The sequence below is a fragment of the Eggerthella sp. BIOML-A4 genome (genome assembly GCF_009875575.1).
Lineage (GTDB): Bacteria > Actinomycetota > Coriobacteriia > Coriobacteriales > Eggerthellaceae > Eggerthella > Eggerthella lenta.
This window is the reverse complement of sequence record NZ_WWRX01000016.1, coordinates 1-20,836: the sequence shown is the minus strand read 5'-3', so window position 1 is coordinate 20,836 and position 20,836 is coordinate 1. Positions and strand designations below refer to the sequence as shown.

Here is a 20,836-nt window from a genome sequence, read left to right as displayed (position 1 = left end):
CGACGCCCGGCCGATATCGTCTTCGCACGTTTGCCCAGTTCGGAAAGTTAGCGCACGAAGAAAGCGGTAAAAGAGGATTACCAAACCGGTTTATTTTTACCCCGCGGAACCGATTTTCGGCTCATCGACCTTGCGGGAACGAAACGGCTCAGCGCCCAGCAGCATGCGCTGCTCCGCACCTCGCCCGCGCGCTCCGACAGCGCTCTTCGCGCTCGCCCCCACCCCACATCCCTCGAAAACACGCGTGCCCGCCGAAACCGGCGGGCACGCGAACGCACTCGATAGAAGCAGGACCAACCGCGGTTAGGCGCCGACCAGCGTCTGCAGCGACGCGAGGAAGCTGGACATGTTGCGCCAGCACATGAACAGCGTGATCACGATGATCACCACGCCTGCGCAGTTCGCGAAGATGTGGTTTCGCCACTTGCCCAGATCTTTGCCGTTCGCGCAGTACAGCACGAAGAACGCCATGATGGGCAGCAGGATGGCGTTCGCCGCCTGAGCCACAAGGATCAGTTCGGTGGGGCTCTTGCCCAGCGCCACAGCCATCACGCAGCCGCACACCAGCACGATGATCCAGATGAGCTTGAAGCGCAGATCCTTCGTCGTCTTCTTCCAGCCCAGCACGCCGTTCACGGCATAAGCGGCCGAGAACGAAGCGGTAATGGCGCTGGAGAAGCCGGCGCACAGCAGACCGAGGCCGATCATCCACGTGGCCCACGAGCCAAGAAGCGGCTGCAGCGCCAGCGCCATGTCCTTGCCATTCGTCACCACGGTGTCGGTGCCGTAGATGTTGGCGGCGGCGCAGATGAGGATGGCCATGGAGATGATGCCGCCCAGACCGATGCTCAGCACCGTGTCGAAGCGGGCGTCGGACACCTGCTCGGGATCCTTGAAACGCTCGGAGGCGCCGGAGGCGTGCAGGAACAGGTTGTACGGCACGATGGTGGTGCCGATGAGGCCCACCGCCGTGAGGATGCCCTTCGACCCCTCTTCGGGCAGCGTCGGCACGAACAGGCCCGTGGCGATGGCGCCCCAATCAGGGCTGGAGGCGATGGCCGTGACGAAGAACACCACGCCCATGAACACGACGATGGCCGTGAGGATAACCTCGACCACCTTGTACGAGCCAATCCACATGGCGACGAACGCCAGAATACCCAGAACGATGACGATAGGGATCATCGGCACGTCGGGAAGCACGGCCTGGATGCCCAGGATGCCGCCCGTGATGTTGCCCGTCTCGTACGCGATGTTGCCCACGAAGATGGCGATGAGAACAATCACGATCGCAATCCACATAAGCGCCTTGTTGGGAATACGATCGCGGATGTTTTCACCCAGACCCTTGCCCGAAACGATGCCGACGCGCGACGCCATCTCCTGGAAGATGATGGTGGCCACCGTGGCGAACAGCAGCGCCCACAGCATGGTGTAGCCGTAGCTCGCGCCTGAAACCGTGCAGGTGGTGACGGTGCCTGGCCCGATGAAGCCTGCGGCGACCAGTGCGCCGGGCCCGACGTTCTTGAATTTCTGAACGATAGAGCTGCTCATACCCTCTCCTTTCGAATCTCTCTCGGACGGACGATTTCCTCTCGTCCTCCCATGATCCCCATTGCGCGTTTCGTCCTCGTTGCGAACGCGCTTGCTTCCATTGCCGACACGCAGATGCGTCGAACAGATGGATGTACTTTAGCAGAATAAAGGCCGCGCGTATATGCCGAGGTTACGGAGCGGGCGCCGCTTTCGGCGACCGCAAAGCACCGTCGGCAAGGCCGCACCGGTTGCGGCCGTCGCGCTTGGCGGCGTACAGGGCTTCGTCGGCGCGGCCGTAGAGATCGTCGAACGTATCACCTGCATGCGCCAGCACAACGCCGACGCTGATCGTGACGCGGCAGTCCGTTCCCGGATACTCATGGCGCTCTACCGCTCGCCGCAGCCGGTCGCACTTCCCCAGCACGACGTCCGTCGAGCCGACGCGGTCGAGGTACACCATGAACTCGTCGCCGCCCAAACGCCCCACCACGTCGCCGATGCGGAAGTTCTCTCGCAGGATGCGGGCGATATCGGCCAGCACGAGATCGCCCACGAGATGACCGTGCGTATCGTTCACGTCTTTGAAGCAATCGACGTCCACGACCAGCAAGGCGCCCCGCTCGCCTCCCGCAAGCGCATCCAGCTGCTGCCCGATGCGCAGACGAGTGGTCTCGGAATTCAGCAAGCCCGTGAGGCTATCGCGTTCGGCGCGCGCCACGAGCTGGTCTTTCTCCCGCCGTTCTTCGTCGATGACCTCGATTTTGCCCACCGTATGCGCCACGCGCCCCGACGCGTCCTCCACCGGATCCACCGTCACGCGCAACCAATGCTCGATGCCGTCCGTATCGGGCATCCGCACTTCTTCGACGCGATGCTCTTTGCCGCCGAGGAGTTCGGCGAACGAACGCTTGCGCTCCTCGTCAAACACCGCCGGGGCGTCGCACTCGAAGGCGAACGGCTCGCTGAGCCCTTGTTGGCCTTTCCCAGGCATCGAGATGATCAGCCTTTTCGTGCGGCAATCGAACTCGAAGAAGCTGTCGTCGCACAGCGCGTACAACCGCAGGCGCTTCTTGAGGTCGAACGCGGTCTTCGCGTTGCTTCGCGCGCGCAACCCGAGAATTATCAGCACGAACAGAACCACGATCAAGCACGTTGCCGACGCCACCGCGAGCGCGATGGCCGGATTCGCATGCACGAGCTCGCCCAGATCAACCGGCCGCTCGCGCAATACGTTGCCGTTGATGACCGCCTGGCGCTCGACCTCGGTGAGCGACCCTACCGCGCGATCCACGATGCCCAGCAGCGTCGTGTCGTCCGAACGCACCACCCCCAGGCTCACGCGGCGCGGCTCGTACGTCTGGGGCGCAATGCGCACGTCGCGAAATTCCGGCGTGTTCAGGAAATACTGCGTCATGTACTCGTCCACGTACGTGTAATCCGCCTCGCCCTTGAACACCGCGCGCAAACAAGAGGCAATTGAGGGAAACTGTATCGCATCGCCCAAAAAACCGCCATCGTAGCTGCTAGAGGAGGAAATCGCCAGCCGCTTGCCCGAAATGGCGCCATCGGCAACGCTCTTGTTCGCCACGAGCACGTACGAAGCGCTCACATACGGCTGCGTCAGCGCGAGGTTTCGCTCGTTGGCCGTGGAATAGTCGCGATCGATGCCCGCGACCATGTCGATAGAGCCCGCCGCCTGCAAAGCGTCGAGAGCCTCCACCGTCTCGGCGGCAACGTATTCGAATCTCAGTCCCGTCTTCTGCGCCACGGTCTCAAGTATATCCACCGCAATGCCCTTGACCTGGCCGTCTTCTTGATATTGGTACGGCGGTTGATCGCTCAGCACGCCCACCCGCACCGGAGCAGCGCCTTCGACGAACGACTTCTCGACATCCGTTAGCAAGAACACGGGAGACGCAACGGAGAAATGCCTATCGCGCAAACGCGCCCTGAAAAGAGGATCCACCTGGTCGATGCGGTCGAGCGCGTCGTCGAGCTCGCCGGCCAATGCACGATTATCGAGCGCTACGGCGAAATACAAAGGATGAGTTGTCATATGAACGACAGTGCGCAACCCCGTAGTATCCGACATATCGGCTGCAAGCTCCACATCGACCCGACCGTTCAGCACGGCGTCGCGCGCCTCGCCGGCATCGGCGAATCCCACCGTTTCGTAAGGGATTTCGTTCTGCGCGCAGAACGCTTCGAGGTCGCTCGCGAGAGGAGAGCCTTCGATCACCGCCACACGCAGCGGGTGATCGGAAGTCGCCTCGTCAAGAGGGTCATCGGACACTTCGGCAGCGGTTCTGAGCACCACGTTCAAGGCAGCAAAGCTGTCGCGCGTGAAGGCGAGCGACTCTCGACCCTCTTGCGTCGCCATCAAGCCGACGGCAACATCGGCATCACCCGCACCCAACAAGTCTCGCAGGGTCTTATAGGCAGCCGGACCCGAGCCTTCCACCGGAACGAACTCGTACGACCATCCCGTATACTGCGCCAAACGTTCGAAATACTCGTAGGTGTACCCCACAAACGCCCCCGACTCGTCTGCCGGCGACATCGGCTCCTGCTGCACGTACGCGACGCGAATGACGCGAGCAGAATCGGAAGGCGCTTCGTCGGCGTACGCCCGTGCAGGATCGAAAACGGAAGGAAGAGCGCCGAAAACCAGCAGCAGAAGAAAGGTCGCGAGCGAAAACACGGCAAGAACGGCCCGCCAAGGGCCGCATTCAGATCGCGTTTCCTCTTCTTGCCCCAATCCCCCGCTCGCTTCCCCTCGTAAATGCTGTCATTATACTCCCCTTGACTCGATCCTGTCTCACATTCCCTCCTCACCCGAGCGTTCGATGAGGTCGATCACCTCGTCGCGCGAGTGCACGTCAAGCTTCTGGTAGATGGACTTGATGTGGTACTTCACCGTGTTCTCCGATACTACCAGCTTCTCGGAAATCGCGCGCGCGGTGCGCCCTTGCCCCAGATGCACGAGGATCTCCGACTCGCGCGGCGTAAGCCCGTGCGCCTCCGCCACATGCGCGCAGCGCGCCTCCAGCGCGTCGCCCTGCTGCTCGGCGGTGGGCGCCCCTTCCTCGGCCACGGCGTCGAAGCCGCACAGGGTCTTGTCTTTGAACAGAAACAGCGACACCATCGCCAGCAGATAGATGGCAACCAGCGCCACCGCCGTCAGCGCGATGTCGCCCTGCCCTAGCGTATGCGCATTCAACATGCCAACGAGGGCGCCGGCCATCTGCGCGGCGTTCGTGCACACAAGCGTGCACGAGAACAGCAACGCTGCCGGCAGTTTCGTGTCGTGCACCGTATGCGCCACCATGCACCACAGGATGATCCCGGCCACCAGCGTTCCCAACTGGGCGCACGCGTTCGCCAAGCCACCTGCGCCGTTCCAGATGAGCGGCAGCAGCAAAAAGCCCGCCGCCGACAGCGGAAGCGCCATACGGTACACCGACCCCAAACCAGGCTGGCTCTTCACCAGCAAGGCGGGCAACAACAGGGCAGCGATCACGGCAGCCTGCGTGATAAGCGCCGTGAACTGGAACGTCCCCAGCGGGATGGCCTCAGACATCGAAAGCTGCAGCATGAGACCGCTCATGAACGCCAGGATTGACGTGCCAAGCACCGGACGCCACAGCACCGACAACGCGCCCTTGAACACCGGCGCGGAGAACTCCTCGTCGATGGGCTCGCGCGCGGCGAGGCACTGGCGGCAGAACGCCACGGAAGCGAAGAACAGCAGCGCGCCCGCCGGCAGCATGAGCGCCGCCGGCAGCAGCGTGACAACGAAGTACACGATCAGGCTGAGCCCGCTGCTCAAGAGCACGAACAGGTACACGCGCCGCAAATCGAACGTACCCGAGAAACGCGCCCACAACAGGTTGATCAGCGCGTCGCCCGCACCGAAGCACAAACCGCCCGCCACCAGCCACGGGACCAGCTCGTTCAGCGGCACGAACTCTGCGAACCGAAAAGCCATGCGCGTGACGATGAACCCTGTCGCGGCAACGCCCGCGCACACGAGGACGACCGCCGTCGAGAACCCGCGCCCCGACCGGCGCGCCAACGCGATCATCGCCGCGTACACCACCATGCGCGCCGCGATCACCGCCACCAGGAACAGCGACTGCACGATGGCGCCCGACTCTCCCAACGAGGTGAGCACCGTCGGCGACTCGAACGACATGTAGCCGAACGTCAAATACAGCGCATACCCGCTCATGAACACGACGTCGCGCGCTCTCATGCCCGTGAACAGATCCTTCAAACAGCTCATCGGCCCCTACCCTCCGTCTGCTTCCTCGCCAGTATATCCCATCGAAAAGGATTCGTCCCCGGCTCATGGTTCGAGCCCCAGCACAGCCCCCGCCACGGCAAACGCGTACTCATACACCGTTCCATCAGGCATCCTATCCGATACCCTACCCGTATCAGGTGGGCTTCTCACCGGCCTAAACGCAAAAAACCACCCGCCCGCAGGTGTGGCGGGCAGGCTCGCGGGCGCGTATGGTTGGCAGCGCAGGGGAGGATTCCATACCGGAAATCCTCGCGATGAAGCGGGCAGCGGAAAACCAACCCGCTTCTCATCGAAAGGAGAGAGGGACATGAAAGAAACCAGACTGAGTCGTCGCGCATTCCTGGGCTTGGGAGCCACCGCAGCCGTTGCCGCTGGAGCCGCCGGCTTGGCCGGCTGCGCTCCGCAGCAGAGCGCCGGCACCGCATCCGCCGAGGGCGACGGCAGCCCGAACGGCGGCAGCGCGTCGAGCGTCTCCCCCACCAAATACACCCCCGACTTCCTCACGCCCCCGCCGGTTCCCACCGACGTCAAGGAGGAGAAGGACTGCGACGTGCTGGTCATCGGCATGGGCATCGCCGGCACCGCCGCGGCGAAGGAAGCCGCCGAAGCCGGCAAGAAGGTCATCGTGCTGGAAAAGCAGCCGGAAGACAGCTACTCGGTCATCTCCATGGCCGGCGACTTCGGCGTCGTGGGATCCCAAATCCAGAAGGACCTGGGCATCGAGTGGGCTCCGAAAGAGGACATCTTCAACGAGTTCGTCAAGGAGACGGGCGGTCGCTGCGACACCTGGATGATGAACTACTGGTACGACCACTCGGGCGAGGATTTCGACTGGTTCATCGAGGGCGCCGACTACGAAGTGCTGGAATCCACCGCGGCCAACCGCAAGACGGACAAGCCGAACTTCATCCGCCCGAAGTGCTTCCCGCCGCTGGAAACCTACAACTACAAGGAAGAAGTCTACCCCTACTTCCACGGCACCATTACCACGAACCCGAACATGCAGTGGGCGTGCGAAGCAGCGTTCAACGCAGCCGTGGCCGGCGGCGCCGAGCTGATCTACAATGCCGAGGGCGAGCAGCTGATCGTGGAGAACGACAAGGTTGTGGGCGCGTACGCGAAGACGCCCGACGGCTACCTGAAGGTGAACGCCAAGGCCGTGGTGCTGTGCTGCGGCGACTACGGCGCGAACCCCGAGATGCGCCACTACTACGCGCCGTGGACCGAGGAGTTCATGGGCGGCGTCGATGACGGCCGCGGCCAGCTCATGGGCATCTGGGCCGGCGGCTGGATGGAGCTGGGCCCCCACGCGCCGATGACCCACCACATGGGCGGATCGCTTGGCGTCGACAGCTTCCTGCAGCTGAACATGGAGGGCAAGCGCTTCATGAACGAGGACGTGCCCGGCCAGAACATCGCCGCCGAGCACACGCGCCAGCCCGTCGCGAAGGACCCCGAGCTGGCGAAGGCCGGCGTGAAGGCGTGGCAGATCTTCGACAGCAAGTGGCCCGAGCAGATCATCCACATGCCCGACGGCCACGGCTACACCACCTACTTCGTGCCGGATGACCAGGCCGCCGAGTACGAGACCGTGCTCTCGGGCTTCGGCTTGGGCTACACGACGCAGGCCATGGTGGACGAGCGCACCGACGTCATCGCGAACTCCCTGGAGGAGCTGGCCGAGAAGACCGGTCTGCCCCTGGAAACGATGAAGGCCGAGATCGAGCGCTACAATGAGCTGTGCCACAAGGGCATCGACGAGGACTTCGGCAAGATGTCCAAGCGCATGTTCCCGGTGGAGAACCCGCCGTACTACGCGTGCAAGTTCGGCAACGCGGGCATGCTGGTCATGTTCGGCGGTCTGGAGTGCGACCACGAGCTGCGCGTCACCAAGGACGGCACGAACGATCCCATCCCCGGCCTGTACGTGGCGGGCAACACGATGGGCCGCCGCCTGCTGGTGGATTACCCCGTCGTGGTGGCCGGCATCAGTCTGGGCAGCGCGCTCACCTTCGGCCGCCTGGCCGGCAAGAACGCCGCCGCGGCAGTGTAGGCAACCCCTACGCGAGGCGTTTCCCTCCCCCCTTCCAGACGCCTCGAGAAGAAGCGCCCTCCCCTTCCCGGGGGGGCGCTTCTGTGTCTGCAGTGTGTCAAATGACCCGTCCCCTTGACACAGTCACACGTCCATACTGCTATGACATCTTCCAGAAGTCCTGAACCAATGCTTGGCGGTTCGCTTGACCGGTTTTCTGAAGGATGTTGTGCACGTGCACTTTCACGGTGCTCAGTGCCAGATGCATAGACGACGCGATGTTCTGGTTGTCGTTGCCCAGCAGCACGTAGCGCAGCACCTCGCATTCGCGCTCGGACAGCTGGTGGCGCTTGCCGTACATCATGAGGTTGTCGTCTATGAGCTCTTCCTGTCGCCCTCCGCCGCGCATGGGCGGTCGGTCGAAGCGCAGCGACAAAACCCGGAACGCGTCGCGGCACGCGAAGAACGCGCAGCACAGCATCAGCGCGTTCTCGGCGAAGTTGCGCTCGGGAGCGTACGCGCGCGGCCCGATGAAGATAGGATCGGGCAGCAGGAACACCAACGCGTCCTCCACCACCACGGACAGCCCCAAAAACCACAGCGCCCCGTACAGACCCAAATGACGTCGAAGGCGGGCACGCTCGGCAGCGTCCTTCGACCTCAAGTACCATGCCCCGGCGAAAGCCAGCATCCAGAACAGGTACAACGCTCTCGGACTGTAGAACGCGAAACTGCGCAAGCCGCCTTCGGGCACGATCAGAAGCACCGCGACGCTGGCCGCAACGAACACGACCGCCGGAATCACTTTGAGCGCCTTGCGCGTCTCGCCCACGTAATCGCACACCAGCAACCAAAACGACGTGAGGAACCCGCAACCGGCCAACACCATCAGCAGCGACATGATCAGCGCATACGCAGGCCCAACTCCGGCATCGGCACCGGTGAAGAAATCTCGTTGAAACACCCATGCCACATCGAAGAAATAGAACAGGAAACCAAAGGAGGCGTACAGCATCGTTCGCTTCCTTGAAACAAGGTAAGCAGACAAACACGTGGCCGATGTCAGAATGGATCCTAACAGCACGAAAAGCGTGTAATGGAAGAGCACGAAACCCACGGAGCGGCACCTCTCTCAAACGCGAAGCGACTGCCTAAACCTTCCTCCCATGATACACGAAACAACCGCTCTGGGAATCGGGCGTGAAGCCCTCTGCTTTCGGCCTGCGAACGCTGCATTTTGCGATCAAGCCTGCGATCAGCAGTTTAGTAGAGGTTTATCGACCCGCTTCCCGACGGTAAACCTTCTTTGTTTGCCGGTAAACCTCGTTTACATCTTTTCTTCACTATCGGGTTGGAGCATGGTGGTGCCAACGCGCCGAACGGCATAAAGGACCGCACGGCGACTTGGCGAAGATCGGTTCCCTGCGGAACCGACGTAAAGGAAGAAGGAGGGTTGCACATGTCAGGAGTGAACGTCAAGAGCGAGATCAAGCCCTTGAAGAAAGTCCTGCTGCACCGCCCGGGAAAAGAGCTTCTGAACCTGACGCCGAACACGCTCGAAGAGCTGCTGTTCGACGACATCCCGTTCTTGAAGGTCGCCCAGGAGGAGCATGACGCGTTCGCGCAGGCTCTGCGCGACAACGGCGTCGAAGTGTTTTACCTGGAAGACCTCATGGCTGAGGTTCTCGAGGCCAACCCCGAGCTGCGCGAGCAGTTCCTCAAGCAGTGGATCGAAGAGGCCGGCATCCGCACGGACCGCTACCAGAAGATCATCTTCGACTACATGCAGGAGAACTATCCCGACGCCAAGGACTTCGTGCTGAAGACGATGGAGGGCATCAACCTCACCGAGCTGCACACCGACAAGTCCAACTCGCTGGTGGACCTGGTTTCCGAGTCTTCCAAGATGGTCATCAAGCCCATGCCGAACCTGTACTTCACCCGCGACCCGTTCGCGATGATCGGCAACGGCGTGTCCATCAACCGCATGTACTCCGAGACCCGCAACCGCGAGACCATCTACGGCGAGTACATCTTCGCGCATCATCCCATGCTGAAGGGCACCCCCGAGTACTACAGCCGCTACAACACGTTCCACATCGAGGGCGGCGACATCCTCAACATCAACGACAAGGTGCTGGCCATCGGCATTTCCCAGCGCACCGAGCCCGATGCCATCGATGCCATCGCGAAGAACATCTTCAACGATCCGACGAGCCCCATCGAGACCATCCTGGCGTTCAACATCCCGAACTCCCGCGCCTTCATGCACCTCGACACCGTGTTCACGCAGATCGACACGGACAAGTTCACCATCCATCCCGGCATCATGGGCCCGCTGACCGTCTTCGAGATCACCGCTGCGGGCGAGGGAATCAAGGTCAAGGAAGTGAACGGCACGCTGGAGAGCATCCTGGAGACCTACGTCGGTCATCCCGTCGAGCTCATCCCCTGTGGCGGCGGCGACCGCATCGCGGCCGAGCGCGAGCAGTGGAACGACGGCTCGAACACGCTGTGCATCGCCCCGGGCAAGATCGTGGTGTACGAGCGCAACGACGTCACGAACAAGGTGCTGCGCGACAAGGGCCTCGACCTCATCATCGTCCCGTCCGCCGAGCTGTCCCGCGGCCGTGGCGGCCCGCGCTGCATGAGCATGCCCATCGAGCGCGAGGACTAAGCTTTTCCATCGCCAACAGCGGTTGCGCGCGATTCGCTCCGCGCAACCGCCTCCTTTCCCCAGGCGCCCCCTGTGCTGAATCCGGTCCCAAATGGCGAACGAGAACCGGGTTCAGCACAGGGGGCGTTCTAAGTTTTTCAGCAGCAGGCGGGCAACGGCGCGGGGCGATTCGGGATTCTGGCCGGTGATGATCCTTCCGTCCTGAATGGCGTGCTCGGCGAACGGGCGTTTCTTGCGAAACACGGCTCCATGCGCTTTCGCCACCTGCTCGTTCCAGAATGGGATAACAGCGCTTTTACCGCTGAGGCGCTCCTCCATCGCGGTAAAACCCGTGATGCTCTTTCCCTCGATCAGGTATCTGGAACCTTCCTTCACGTACAGCAGCCCGGCGATGCCATGGCACACCGTGGCGAGGTAGCCACCGTTGCCGTACACCTCCAAGCAGAGCCGTTCAAGACCCTCGCTGCTGGGAAAATCCCACATCACGCCATGACCGCCCGTGTAATACAGGGCGACGTATTCGCCAGGATCCACGTCGTCGGGATGCATCGAATGCGCAAGGGCTCTCTCCTGGAAGTCACGCGTGCGGTACAGCGCGAACGCAGCGCGATCGACGTACGCAGGCTTCATGCTGCGCGGGTCGAGCGGCACGTAGCCGCCCTTGGGGCTGACGAAATCCACCGCATACCCGCGCTGAATCGCCTCGTCCATGAACTCCGCAGCCTCCCCCAACCATAGCCCCGTGGCGACATTCCTCTCCCCGTACGCAGCAGTGTTGGTCAGGACAATCAGAATCTTCTTCACAGCGCGCTCCTCATCGACACCGTCACTGCGTCCGAGCATACGACGGGCGCTGCTCGAAGATCGCGTTCGCTGTCATCCGTAAGTACCGCGTCGCCAAACGGCATCCAGGATGCCATGATGCATCGCCCCTGTTCAAATAGCATGTAAAGAACTTTTGACAGAGTATGCCGGAGATGGAACGCCCTGCGTCAAGGCCATTTGATGGTACACTTTGCCGCGTCATGGCAACCTATGATCAACGAAGGGAAACGCATGGAGCTCGGCAGTCAGATCAAACGTCATCGGACGGAACGAGGGCTCTCGCAAGACGACCTCGCCGCGAAGATCTACGTTTCGCGCCAGACCGTCTCAAGCTGGGAGAACGACAAAACCTACCCTGACGTGGAAAGCCTGCTGCTGCTCAGCGTCCTCTTCGACGTTACAGTCGACGAACTGATCAAAGGAGACGTGGAAGCCATGAAGGAAGCAATCTCGAACGACTACAAGAAGATGATGGCCTTGACCTGGGCAGGTTTCGGCATCGTTATTCTGGGAGTCGCGGCCGCCATCGCAGGCATCAGCTGGTGGGGCTGGGACGCCGTGCCGTCCGGCATTATCGGCCTGTTGATATGGGGCTTCGGAATGGTGCTACTCGCTCGCGTGGAGCGCATCAAGAAAGAGCACGATCTGGTAACCTATCACGAGATTCTCGCATACTCGAAGGGCGAGCCCGTCGATCGCAGCAATCCGCGCAGCCAGCGTGCCCGTCGGCATCCCGTGCTCAGGGGCGTGATCCTCACACTAGTTTCCGCCATCGTCGGTGCCCTCGCCGGATACTTTGTCTACAAGTTCGGCATCTTCGGATAGCGAGCGCGCAAACGATTTGCACAAGCCATCGACATGCTTTGTCGATGGCTTTTATATATGACTATTTTAATAATGGACAAAAAGCGCCACTTTTCTTTATGTTTCTATGAGAATATATGAAGCGACAACTCTTTCACCAGGCGTTTTCTAAAACACGATGTGCGGCCTATCCGATTTCCCGGCAAAACCTACGGAAAAGTGCCCACTTTTGTCCATGACTTTATCAATCATATTTACAGGCGCCTGCACTATACAGGTAAGGGGCCCGAAGTTCAGGCCCCTTACCTGCTTTTCTACCACCAGCCGTTACTGGTTGCTCTTCGCCTTCGTCTGCACCTTTTCGCCCTTGTCGACGGCGGAGCGGCCGCCATGGTTGAAACCGGTCTGGATGACGCCCTGGGTGTTGCCGGTGACGAACTTCGCCTTGTTCAGCGTGTCCATCTCCTTCTTCATGTCCTCCACCAGCTTGATGCACAGCTGCATGGAGAAGTCGGCGCGCGCCACGACGCGCTGGACGGTGGTGTCCTGCATGTCGGCGGGCATCGGGTACGCCGGCACCAGCCAGCCGCTCATGCGCAGACGGTCGGACAGGTCGTACAGCGACCACTCCACGTCGGCGTCGTCCTTCAAGCCCCAGCACACGATGGGAATGTGCGACGCGTCCTCGTAGATCTCGAAGATGCCCATCTCCTTGAGCTCGGCGGCCAGGTAGCGCGCCACGTCGAGCGTGCGCTCCTGGATCTCCTTGAAGCCCTCGAAGCCGTTGCGCATCAGCACGTAGTACTGACCCACGATCTGCGACGCGGAGCGCGAGAAATTGATGGCCATGGTGGCTTCCTCGCCGCCCAGGTAGCTCACCCAGAAGATCAGGTCCTCGGGCAGCGCCTCCTTGCTGCGCCACACCACCCAGCCGATGCCGGGGTACACGAGACCGTACTTGTGGCCGGAGCAGTTGATGGACCACACGTTCTTCAGCTGGAAGTCCCACACCAGGTCGGGCTCCACGAACGGGGCGAACATGCCGCCCGACGCGCCGTCTACGTGAATGCGGATGGGCAGCTTCGGATGCTCCTGGTTGTACGCCTCCACCAGCTCGTCGAGCTTCTGCACGTCGTCGAACTTGCCGGTGTACGTGATGCCGAGGATGGCCGTGATGCCGATGGTGTGGTCGTCCACGTAGTCCATGACCGTGTCCATGTTCAGCGACAGGTGATCCTTCTCAAGCGGCACAAGGCGCATCTCGATGTCCCAATAGCGGCAGAACTTCTCCCAGCATACCTGGTAGCCCGCGGAAATCACCAGGTTCGGACGCTGCTCGGTGTAGATGTCGATGCCCGCGTCCTTCGCCAGCTTCTTCCAGCGGAACAGCATGCCCAAACCGCCCAGCATGCACGCCTCGGACGAGCCGACGGTGGACGTGCCCATGGGCTCCTCGTCAGGGTTCGCGTGCCACAGGTCACCGATCATGGCGACGCAGCGGTTCTCGAGGTCGGCCGTCATGGGGTACTCGTCCTTGTCGATGGCGTTCTTCTCCATCGTCTCGGCCATGATCTTCGTGGCCATGGGCTCCATGTACGTCTGGCAGAACGTGGTGAGGTTCTGCGTGGCGTTGCCCTCGATGGACAGATACTCCTTGATCATCTCGTACGTGATACGCGGCTCGACCGGCTGGGCGTTCATCTTGAGACGCGGCATGGCCACGTCGGACGCCTCGGAGCCGAAGATGGGCGTCGAGTACTTGGTGCCCTCGTCCATGCTGTCGAGGATCTTGCTGGTAGATGTCTGTTCCTTCATGAAAACCTCCTGTTTCGAAGTTTGATACCTGGTTGTTCGCTGCGCGCTAGCGGGCCGGCTTGTCGGTGTCGATGCCCGTCTCGCGCTGCGGATCGGGCGTATCGGGGTCGGCCTGGGGAACGCCCTGCCCGACCACGCCCTCCGTCACGCTGGAGCGCAAGCTGGGGTCGCCTTCCGCCGTGCGGTCGATCAGATCGTCGCGCACGTCGGCGGCATCGGCCGCAGGCCGTTCGGCACCGGAGCTGGAAGCCGCATGCCGCGAGGCGGAATCCTCGTCCGAGACGTCGCACGGAACCGGCATGGGGTTCTGCGGCGTGGGCACGCCGCAGGCCGGAGGCTGGGACATCTCGTGCGCACGGCCTTCGTCCACGGTAGGCGTGCACAGCGGGTCGGGGGCACCGTGCGGATCCTTCGCGTCCACAGGAATGGGTCCCGGCGGGCGGCTGGTCACGCCGACCACCACGCTGGAAATGCCCTGTGCCACGCGCTCGCTCAGACCGCCGCCAGCAACCGCGCCGCTTGCTCCGGCCGATCGCGGCGTGCCCGAAGCGTCACGCGGGCCGCCCATCGCGTCGCGCGCCTTCGTGCGCTTGTTGATGGGGCCCGAGGTGCCCGCATCGGTGCGGACATGAGCGCCCTGTTCGGGAGCCGCGGGACGCGCGGGCATGGCAGCGCCCGAAGGCGCGGCAACCGTCGCCCCTACCGGCACGACAGGCTTCGGCTCCCAACGATGACGCAACGCGTATATGATGAAGGGGATAGCCACCGATATCGCGAACGCCACGCCCAGCGTCGCCTGGTACACCGCGTTCGACTGCGCGTCCAGGTTCGACGACGGGAAGAACGAGATGATCAACGTCGCCACGGTCATGATGAGGCCGACGCCCGCCACGATGGCCTTGAACGGCGTGCCGCCGGGCAGCTGGAACGAGCGCTGCAGGTTCTTCTTCTTGAAGATCAGATAGAAGTACCCGAGGAAGAACAGCACGTATCCCACCAGGTAGATGACCACGGTCAGACCGATGGCCGTCAGGTAGCCCACCGACGAGCTGGATCCGCCGGACAGCGCGATGGATCCGCACAGCACCGCGTCCCACACCGTGACGATGACGGCTTGGATGACCACCGTCTTCACCGACACGCCGTGCTTGTTAACCTTCTTGAACGACGGGGGCAGGATGCCGTCGTGCGCCGTATCAAGCAGCGCGCGCGACGGGCCCACGATCCACGCCGAGATCTCGGCAAGCACGCCCAGCGCCAGCAACAGCGCCACCACGAACACGATCCAGCTCATAGACGGGCCGATGTGCTGCACGAAGATGGCGCGGAACGCCTCGGTCACGCCGAACGACAGGTTGCCGTCCAGAACCGACGCCGGAAGCGTCGTGGCCACGGCCAAGCCGCCCAGCGCGTCCAGCGCGATGGTGAGGATTGCCAGCACGATCATGGCAAGCGGGTAGTTGCGGTTCGGGTTCTTCAGCTCGTTCACATGCGAAGCGGAAGCCTCCACGCCCATGTACGCTAGGATGAACGACGCGAAGATGACCAGCGTGTCCACCTTGCCGAAGTCGGGCACGAACGTGGCCGCGTCCATCTTGATCTGCGAGACGCCGCCCGTGGCGAAGTAGATCACCAAGCCCACCAGCAGCACTAGCACGGGCACGATGATGCCGCCCACGAAGCCCACCTTCGAGATGCGCGCCGTGTACTTCGTGCCGCCCAGCTGCGTGAGCGTGAGCAGCCACACGATGGCCGCCACGCCGAAGAACATCACCAGCGGGTTGTTGTACAGCGCGTCCCACCTGAACACGTAGGCCAGCGCCGCCAGGATGAAGAACGCCATGGTGACGAACCCAACTGTGATCTGGAACCACTGGAAGAACAGCGCGGCGAAACCCCACCGTCTGCCCAGCGTATTGCCCACCCAGGCGAAAATGCCGCCCGATTCCCATCCTTTCACCGTGGCCATTTCCGCAGCGCACAGCGCCACGGGCAAGAACCACAGGATGCCGCCGATGATCAGGAAGAACACCAGCTGGAATCCCGACGACGCAAACGACGGGTACTCGTATACCGTCATCACCATGGAAGCCGTGATGGCGAAGAATCCGAAGAACGTCAACGTGCGTTTGAACGACGGCCGGCTCACCGAGCCCACCGGGCCCGCGTCAGCCGAAGACGCCTCCGGTGCGCGACGAGTATCGCTCATGCTGCCTCAACCCCTTTCCTCACCTAGGACGCGATGTCGCGCCGCTCGCGAACACAGCGGCGCGACATCGCAATCGATGCGTTTCTTGCATCCGTTCTACCATTCAGGCTGGAAAGAAGAACGGCGACGGGAGGGCGTTCACCCTCCCGTCGCCGAAACGTGAGTTGCTGGATTACTGAGGCGCGCTACAAGCGTTAAGCTTCAGATGCCTTGATGTAGACTTCGACGGCATCGCGCAGGATATCGGACGCGAACTTGCGCACGTCGTACCCCTCGGAAATGGCGGCCACTGCCGCGCCGTCTACCACGGTGCCCACCATACGTGGCGGCATATCGATCTTTGCGCGTGCAAGGATGCGCTCGATGGCGGCATCGAGCGAAACGCGGCCCTTCTGGTAAGCCTCGGTGACCACGTCCGATTCGGCCGCGGCAATCAGCTGCCCGTAGTGAGCCGAAGGCACCACCGATTCATCGGGCAAGCAGGCGCGAATGAGTAGGTCGATTACATGACGACGACACTCTTCAGGCTCAAGGCCTTCGGCAGCCGATGCCGCTTTCTCTGCACGCTCGGCCCACAGCTGAATATTGTAGCGACCGGCCTCGTGCAGCAACTGCGTCACCGAGTCGAAGTAATATCCGACCGATGACGAGGCCGCACCGGCCCACTTCGCCACCTTGCGATACGTCACGGCTTTCGGCCCCTGCTCGCGCAACAACGCCGCCGCGGCCAGCACGAGCGACGTGCGCGTGATCTGAGCTTTCAAAGACTTCGGCGTCTGCGATGTTTCAGCCATTCGTCCTCCATTGTACGGGCGGCGCGAGCACGCCGTCTCATGAGCGAACGCCGTCCGGACCAGCAGGTCTGGACGGCGCCCGTTTGTATCAGCACTATCGTCGTGCAGACCGCAGGGCCTTACACTTCGGACAGATCCTTACCCGTATGTTCGTGCGATAGTATCATCGCCACCAGCGCGACACAAGACACGCCGACCATGTACCAGGCAGGCGCGAGACCGGAGCCGGTAGCGGCGATCAGAGCAGTCGAGATGAACGAGGCGGAACCGCCGAACAGGGCGTTCGCCAAGTTGAACGACAGGGCGAAGCCGGTGTAGCGCACCGCCGTCGGGAACGTCTCGGTCAGATAGCTGGACAGCGTACCGTCGTTGATGGTAAGCGCCAGGCACAGCACCAGCTCGACGGCCAGCACCGTGAAGAATTGCGCAGTGTTCAACAGCATGAACGCCGGCACCGTCAGCACGATGAACGACACACAGGCGATGATGAGCATCTTCTTGCGCCCGAACTTATCGGACAGATGCCCCATGCCGAAGATGAACGCCACGTACGCGACCAGGCAGATAGTGGTGATCAGCGACGATTCGTTCGCCGGCATCATGACCACCGTCTCCAGGTAGACCGGCAAGTACGTGAGAACCACGTAGAAGCCCACCGCGTTCAGCATGGCGGCACCGAAGGAGATGATGAGCTCCTTCGTGTGATGACGGAACAGGTCGCGGATAGGATGATTCGAGTCGTCGGTCTTGGAGATAGCAGCCTGCATCTCCTGATACGTCGGCGAATCCTCCAGCTTGGTACGAATGTAGTGAGCGACGAGACCCAGCGGTCCTGCCAACAGGAACGGGATGCGCCAGCCCCACTCGTTCACGGCTGCGTCAGGCAGGATCGTGTACATGACCGTGGCGAACGTAGAGCCCACCAACAGGCCCACGGCCGTCGAAGCAGGCACGAGCGAGCAGTACACGCCGCGCTTGTCCGAGGGAGCGTACTCAGCCAGGAACGTAGCAGCGCCGGCATACTCGCCGGAAGCCGAGAAACCCTGGATCATGCGGAGCAGCAGCAGCAAGATGGGGGCGGCGAGGCCGATGGCCAGGTAGCCCGGCAGCAAGCCGATGCAGAAGGTAGCGCCGGTCATCAGGAAGATGGACGTGGACAGGGCCCACTTGCGGCCCTTCTTGTCGCCCATGCTGCCCCAGAAGATGGCGCCGATGGGGCGCAGCAGGAACGAAAGCGCGAACACCGCGAACGTCTGCATGAGCGCAAGCGCCGGGTCGTCGCCAGGGAAGAACACGTTGGCGATGACCACTGCGAAGTACGAATAGGTTGCGTAGTCGAACCATTCGATGAAGTTCCCAAGGAACGATGAAACGGCTACTTTTCTGATAGTGGAACGTTGGTCGTTAGATCCCATGGTAATCCCCTAAGAAATTAGCAGCTTCGTTAGAAGTACACGCAAGCTGTCGGCGTATCTGGTGCTCCAAAAGAAGCCCCTTTCGATAGTCGGAAAACGCCTTAACCTGAGGTTATCATACCGCAAAAACGGCAATACGAGGTAAACCTGTAACCTTTTATATGCGTTTGAACCGTCGAGAGCCCTGCCCCGAAAAGGCGTGGAGCCCGTTTTGCAGCAAACGGGCTCCACCTAAAATGCCTCGTGAAACGCATAATTTTGGACGTGCTGCGTTCTCGCTGACAGGCCGTAGGGCAACCCGAAGGTTCAACCGCAAAAGACGATCAGTACTCGTCGAGCATATCCACCTGGGCCTTGCTGGCGCGCATGATGAAGCTGTGCTTGGCCTTCTGACCGCCCTGCGCCAGCTTGCGCAGGATGAAGCGCTTGAGGCGCGGGTAGTCGCTCATGCCGTACCAGGCGAACGCGGTGCCGCCCGTGTAGGCCTCCACGATGCTGTGGACGGGCAGGCCGGCGTCGCGCTTCGCGTCGAGGGCCAGGTACTCCTGGATCTCGGCCGCGCACACGTCGCGGATGACCTCGGCGCTGATCTCCAGGTCGCGCGCCAGCTGCCTGAGCTGGTAGGCCACCTCCGCGTCGTCGGCGTGCGGGAAGTACGTCACGTCGTAGGTCACCGCGGACAGCCCGGACGCCTTGGCGAAGCCCAGCAGGCCGTCAAGCGACATCATCTGGACGTGGTCCTCCGTGCGCTCGGCGATGTCGAGCTCGGCCGGGAAGCCCTGGACGCCGCTCTTCTCGAACACGGCGAGCAGCTCCTCCTCGTTCAACGGCGCTTCGAACTCGATTTCAGTGGCAACATGGGTCAGGTTGCTCGTGATCTTCATGAATCACACCCCTTCCTTTCCGGTTATGGATTACCGCTTCTCAGCGGAAAGGCGTGCGCCCGAGAACCAGGCGCACGCCGCCAAACCTACTGCAGGTGCTCCTTGACTTCTTCCTCTTCCAAGCGAGCGGCAAGATTCTCGCAAATCTCCTCTTCTTTTCTCATCTTGCGAGCGGAAAGCATGCCCTTGATAGAGGGGATAGCGCCGCCGCCGATGATGAGAATGCCACCGAGAATCGTGTTAACCGTCAGGGCCTCGCCGAACACGACCAGACCCACGAAGATGGCCACGGGAACTTCCCAGTACGCAATGGTGCCGTAGTCAGCAGCCGGCAGGTTGCGGCCAGCCACCAGCAAGAAGCCCAGAGCCACAGGACCGCAGATGACCCACAAAAGCAGGGCACCGATCCAGTTGAATGCGGTGAAGTGGATGTTGAGAGCCCAGTTCTCCATGCCGGGGTTTGCACCGAGCGAGTTCAGGACGACGGTGATAACACCAGCGCCCAGGACGGCGAAGATGAAGTTCCACACACCACGAGCCGTGGTGTCGGCGTCCTTACGGTAGCCGTTGAAGAACATCGAAGCGCCGTAGAAGAAGCCGGAAGCCAGGCCGAAGGCGTCGCCGAGACCCTTCTGCGGGAACTCAGGCGTAGACGGAACCAGGTTGAAGTCTACGAAGAAGCCAGACTCGTTGAAACCCATCAGGTTGTTGCCGAACAACATGCCGATGAACACCGCAACCAGGCATACCCACTGTAAAGCAGACATGGGTTCCTTGCGGAAGATGCGCGCGAGCACTACGCAAACGACAGGACCGATGTAGATGAACAGAACAGCGTTCGAGATGGTGGTCAAGACGTCACGTAGCACGCCAGCGACATGCCGATCATCAAGCCGCCCAACGCGATGGCCGGCGTCAGCTTGAGTTTCTTGAACGTCTCTACCTTGCCCGTAGCGAACATGATGACGACGAAGAACAGCACGCCCATGCTCATGCGGCCCACGGCCATCAAAGCACCGATGGAGTCGCCAGCGTTCAGACCCAGCGCCCCGTCGAACATGTCCGTACGAGTTGCCCAGCGGCTGAACAGGGGCACCAAGCCCATGCCCGTCGCCGAGATCAGCATGGCAATGGTGCCAAGACCGATCTTCATCTCGTAGCCGGTCGAGCCGTCATCGGCTGTCGCGGTCTTGATTTCCTTGTTAGCGTTGTCTGCCATTGGTCCTCCTTAAACCAGTAGCAAAAAAGAGTATGCCCCACCTAACCCCCTGTCAGAGGGGTTTTCTTGTCATGCAAGATCGAATGCGAAACGATTGGAGTCTTACCTTTGATCCTACATGACCGATCTGTTTGTGCGTGATAATTGGATTATGAAAAGGAAAAGGGGATCCGGAATGCCTTGCAAACCGAATCCCCTTTCTTTTTACGAAGTGACGATGCCTGTCTGTGACAAGTAGGTCAAGCTACGCGACTAGTCGTTCCACATCTCCGGGCGAACCAGGGTCGGGTCGGCGACGCGGTTCGGGAAGTAGTCGAGGC

15 protein-coding genes are annotated in these 20,836 nt (G+C 61.6%); 3 read left to right on the top strand and 12 right to left on the bottom strand.

Features of this window, described 5'->3' with window-relative positions; genetic code table 11:
- Positions 1-303: 303 nt before the first annotated feature.
- The 3 genes from GT613_RS13415 to GT613_RS13405 form a co-directional block, all read right to left on the bottom strand.
- On the bottom strand, positions 304-1,554 hold the full coding sequence (locus GT613_RS13415; protein ID WP_009305739.1) for an Nramp family divalent metal transporter: 1,251 nt from the start codon (positions 1,552-1,554) through the stop codon (positions 304-306).
- Positions 1,555-1,726: 172 nt separating this feature from the next.
- Positions 1,727-4,237 carry a transporter substrate-binding domain-containing protein gene (locus GT613_RS13410; RefSeq protein ID WP_009305738.1) on the bottom strand — a complete coding sequence of 837 codons (2,511 nt, stop codon included), beginning with the start codon at positions 4,235-4,237 and terminating at the stop codon, positions 1,727-1,729.
- 117 nt (positions 4,238-4,354) lie between these two features.
- Positions 4,355-5,821: a helix-turn-helix transcriptional regulator gene (locus GT613_RS13405; protein WP_009305737.1), complete on the bottom strand. Its 1,467-nt coding sequence runs from the start codon at positions 5,819-5,821 to the stop codon at positions 4,355-4,357.
- A gap of 328 nt (positions 5,822-6,149) precedes the next feature.
- On the opposite strand from GT613_RS13405, the gene GT613_RS13400 reads away from it, so the two are divergent.
- Positions 6,150-7,895: an FAD-dependent oxidoreductase gene (locus GT613_RS13400; protein WP_009305736.1), complete on the top strand. Its 1,746-nt coding sequence runs from the start codon at positions 6,150-6,152 to the stop codon at positions 7,893-7,895.
- A 139-nt stretch (positions 7,896-8,034) separates the two neighbouring features.
- Here the strand turns inward: GT613_RS13400 and GT613_RS13395 are convergent, their stop codons facing one another.
- Positions 8,035-8,889, bottom strand: coding sequence for a helix-turn-helix transcriptional regulator (locus tag GT613_RS13395; protein WP_021409887.1), 855 nt, complete (start codon positions 8,887-8,889; stop codon positions 8,035-8,037).
- Between the two features lie 444 nt (positions 8,890-9,333).
- Here GT613_RS13395 and arcA point away from each other — a divergent pair, with 444 nt between their 5' ends.
- Positions 9,334-10,551: an arginine deiminase gene (gene arcA, locus GT613_RS13390; RefSeq protein WP_009305734.1), complete on the top strand. Its 1,218-nt coding sequence runs from the start codon at positions 9,334-9,336 to the stop codon at positions 10,549-10,551.
- 111 nt (positions 10,552-10,662) lie between these two features.
- On the opposite strand, the gene GT613_RS13385 is transcribed toward arcA, so the two are convergent.
- Positions 10,663-11,355 (bottom strand): type 1 glutamine amidotransferase domain-containing protein, encoded by a 693-nt coding sequence (locus GT613_RS13385; protein ID WP_175282522.1) that lies wholly within the window; start codon positions 11,353-11,355, stop codon positions 10,663-10,665.
- Positions 11,356-11,586: 231 nt separating this feature from the next.
- On the opposite strand from GT613_RS13385, the gene GT613_RS13380 reads away from it, so the two are divergent.
- On the top strand, positions 11,587-12,201 hold the full coding sequence (locus tag GT613_RS13380) for a helix-turn-helix domain-containing protein (protein WP_226844630.1): 615 nt from the start codon (positions 11,587-11,589) through the stop codon (positions 12,199-12,201).
- Positions 12,202-12,507: 306 nt separating this feature from the next.
- On the opposite strand, the gene GT613_RS13375 is transcribed toward GT613_RS13380, so the two are convergent.
- The 7 genes from GT613_RS13375 to GT613_RS15570 all read right to left on the bottom strand — a co-directional run bounded on the left by GT613_RS13375 (position 12,508) and on the right by GT613_RS15570 (position 20,516).
- Complete coding sequence (locus tag GT613_RS13375; protein WP_009305731.1) at positions 12,508-13,995, bottom strand: glutamate decarboxylase; 1,488 nt, start codon at positions 13,993-13,995, stop codon at positions 12,508-12,510.
- A 46-nt stretch (positions 13,996-14,041) separates the two neighbouring features.
- Positions 14,042-16,204 (bottom strand): amino acid permease, encoded by a 2,163-nt coding sequence (locus GT613_RS13370; protein WP_161172670.1) that lies wholly within the window; start codon positions 16,202-16,204, stop codon positions 14,042-14,044.
- A gap of 194 nt (positions 16,205-16,398) precedes the next feature.
- On the bottom strand, positions 16,399-16,998 hold the full coding sequence (locus tag GT613_RS13365; protein WP_009305729.1) for a TetR/AcrR family transcriptional regulator: 600 nt from the start codon (positions 16,996-16,998) through the stop codon (positions 16,399-16,401).
- A 119-nt stretch (positions 16,999-17,117) separates the two neighbouring features.
- On the bottom strand, positions 17,118-18,413 hold the full coding sequence (locus GT613_RS13360; RefSeq protein WP_009305728.1) for an MFS transporter: 1,296 nt from the start codon (positions 18,411-18,413) through the stop codon (positions 17,118-17,120).
- A 323-nt stretch (positions 18,414-18,736) separates the two neighbouring features.
- Positions 18,737-19,297 carry a hypothetical protein gene (locus tag GT613_RS13355; protein ID WP_009305727.1) on the bottom strand — a complete coding sequence of 187 codons (561 nt, stop codon included), beginning with the start codon at positions 19,295-19,297 and terminating at the stop codon, positions 18,737-18,739.
- Between the two features lie 86 nt (positions 19,298-19,383).
- On the bottom strand, positions 19,384-20,064 hold the full coding sequence (locus GT613_RS15575; protein ID WP_240132895.1) for a hypothetical protein: 681 nt from the start codon (positions 20,062-20,064) through the stop codon (positions 19,384-19,386).
- Positions 20,065-20,147: 83 nt separating this feature from the next.
- Positions 20,148-20,516 (bottom strand): hypothetical protein, encoded by a 369-nt coding sequence (locus GT613_RS15570; RefSeq protein ID WP_240132894.1) that lies wholly within the window; start codon positions 20,514-20,516, stop codon positions 20,148-20,150.
- Between the last annotated feature and the right edge of the window lie 320 nt (positions 20,517-20,836).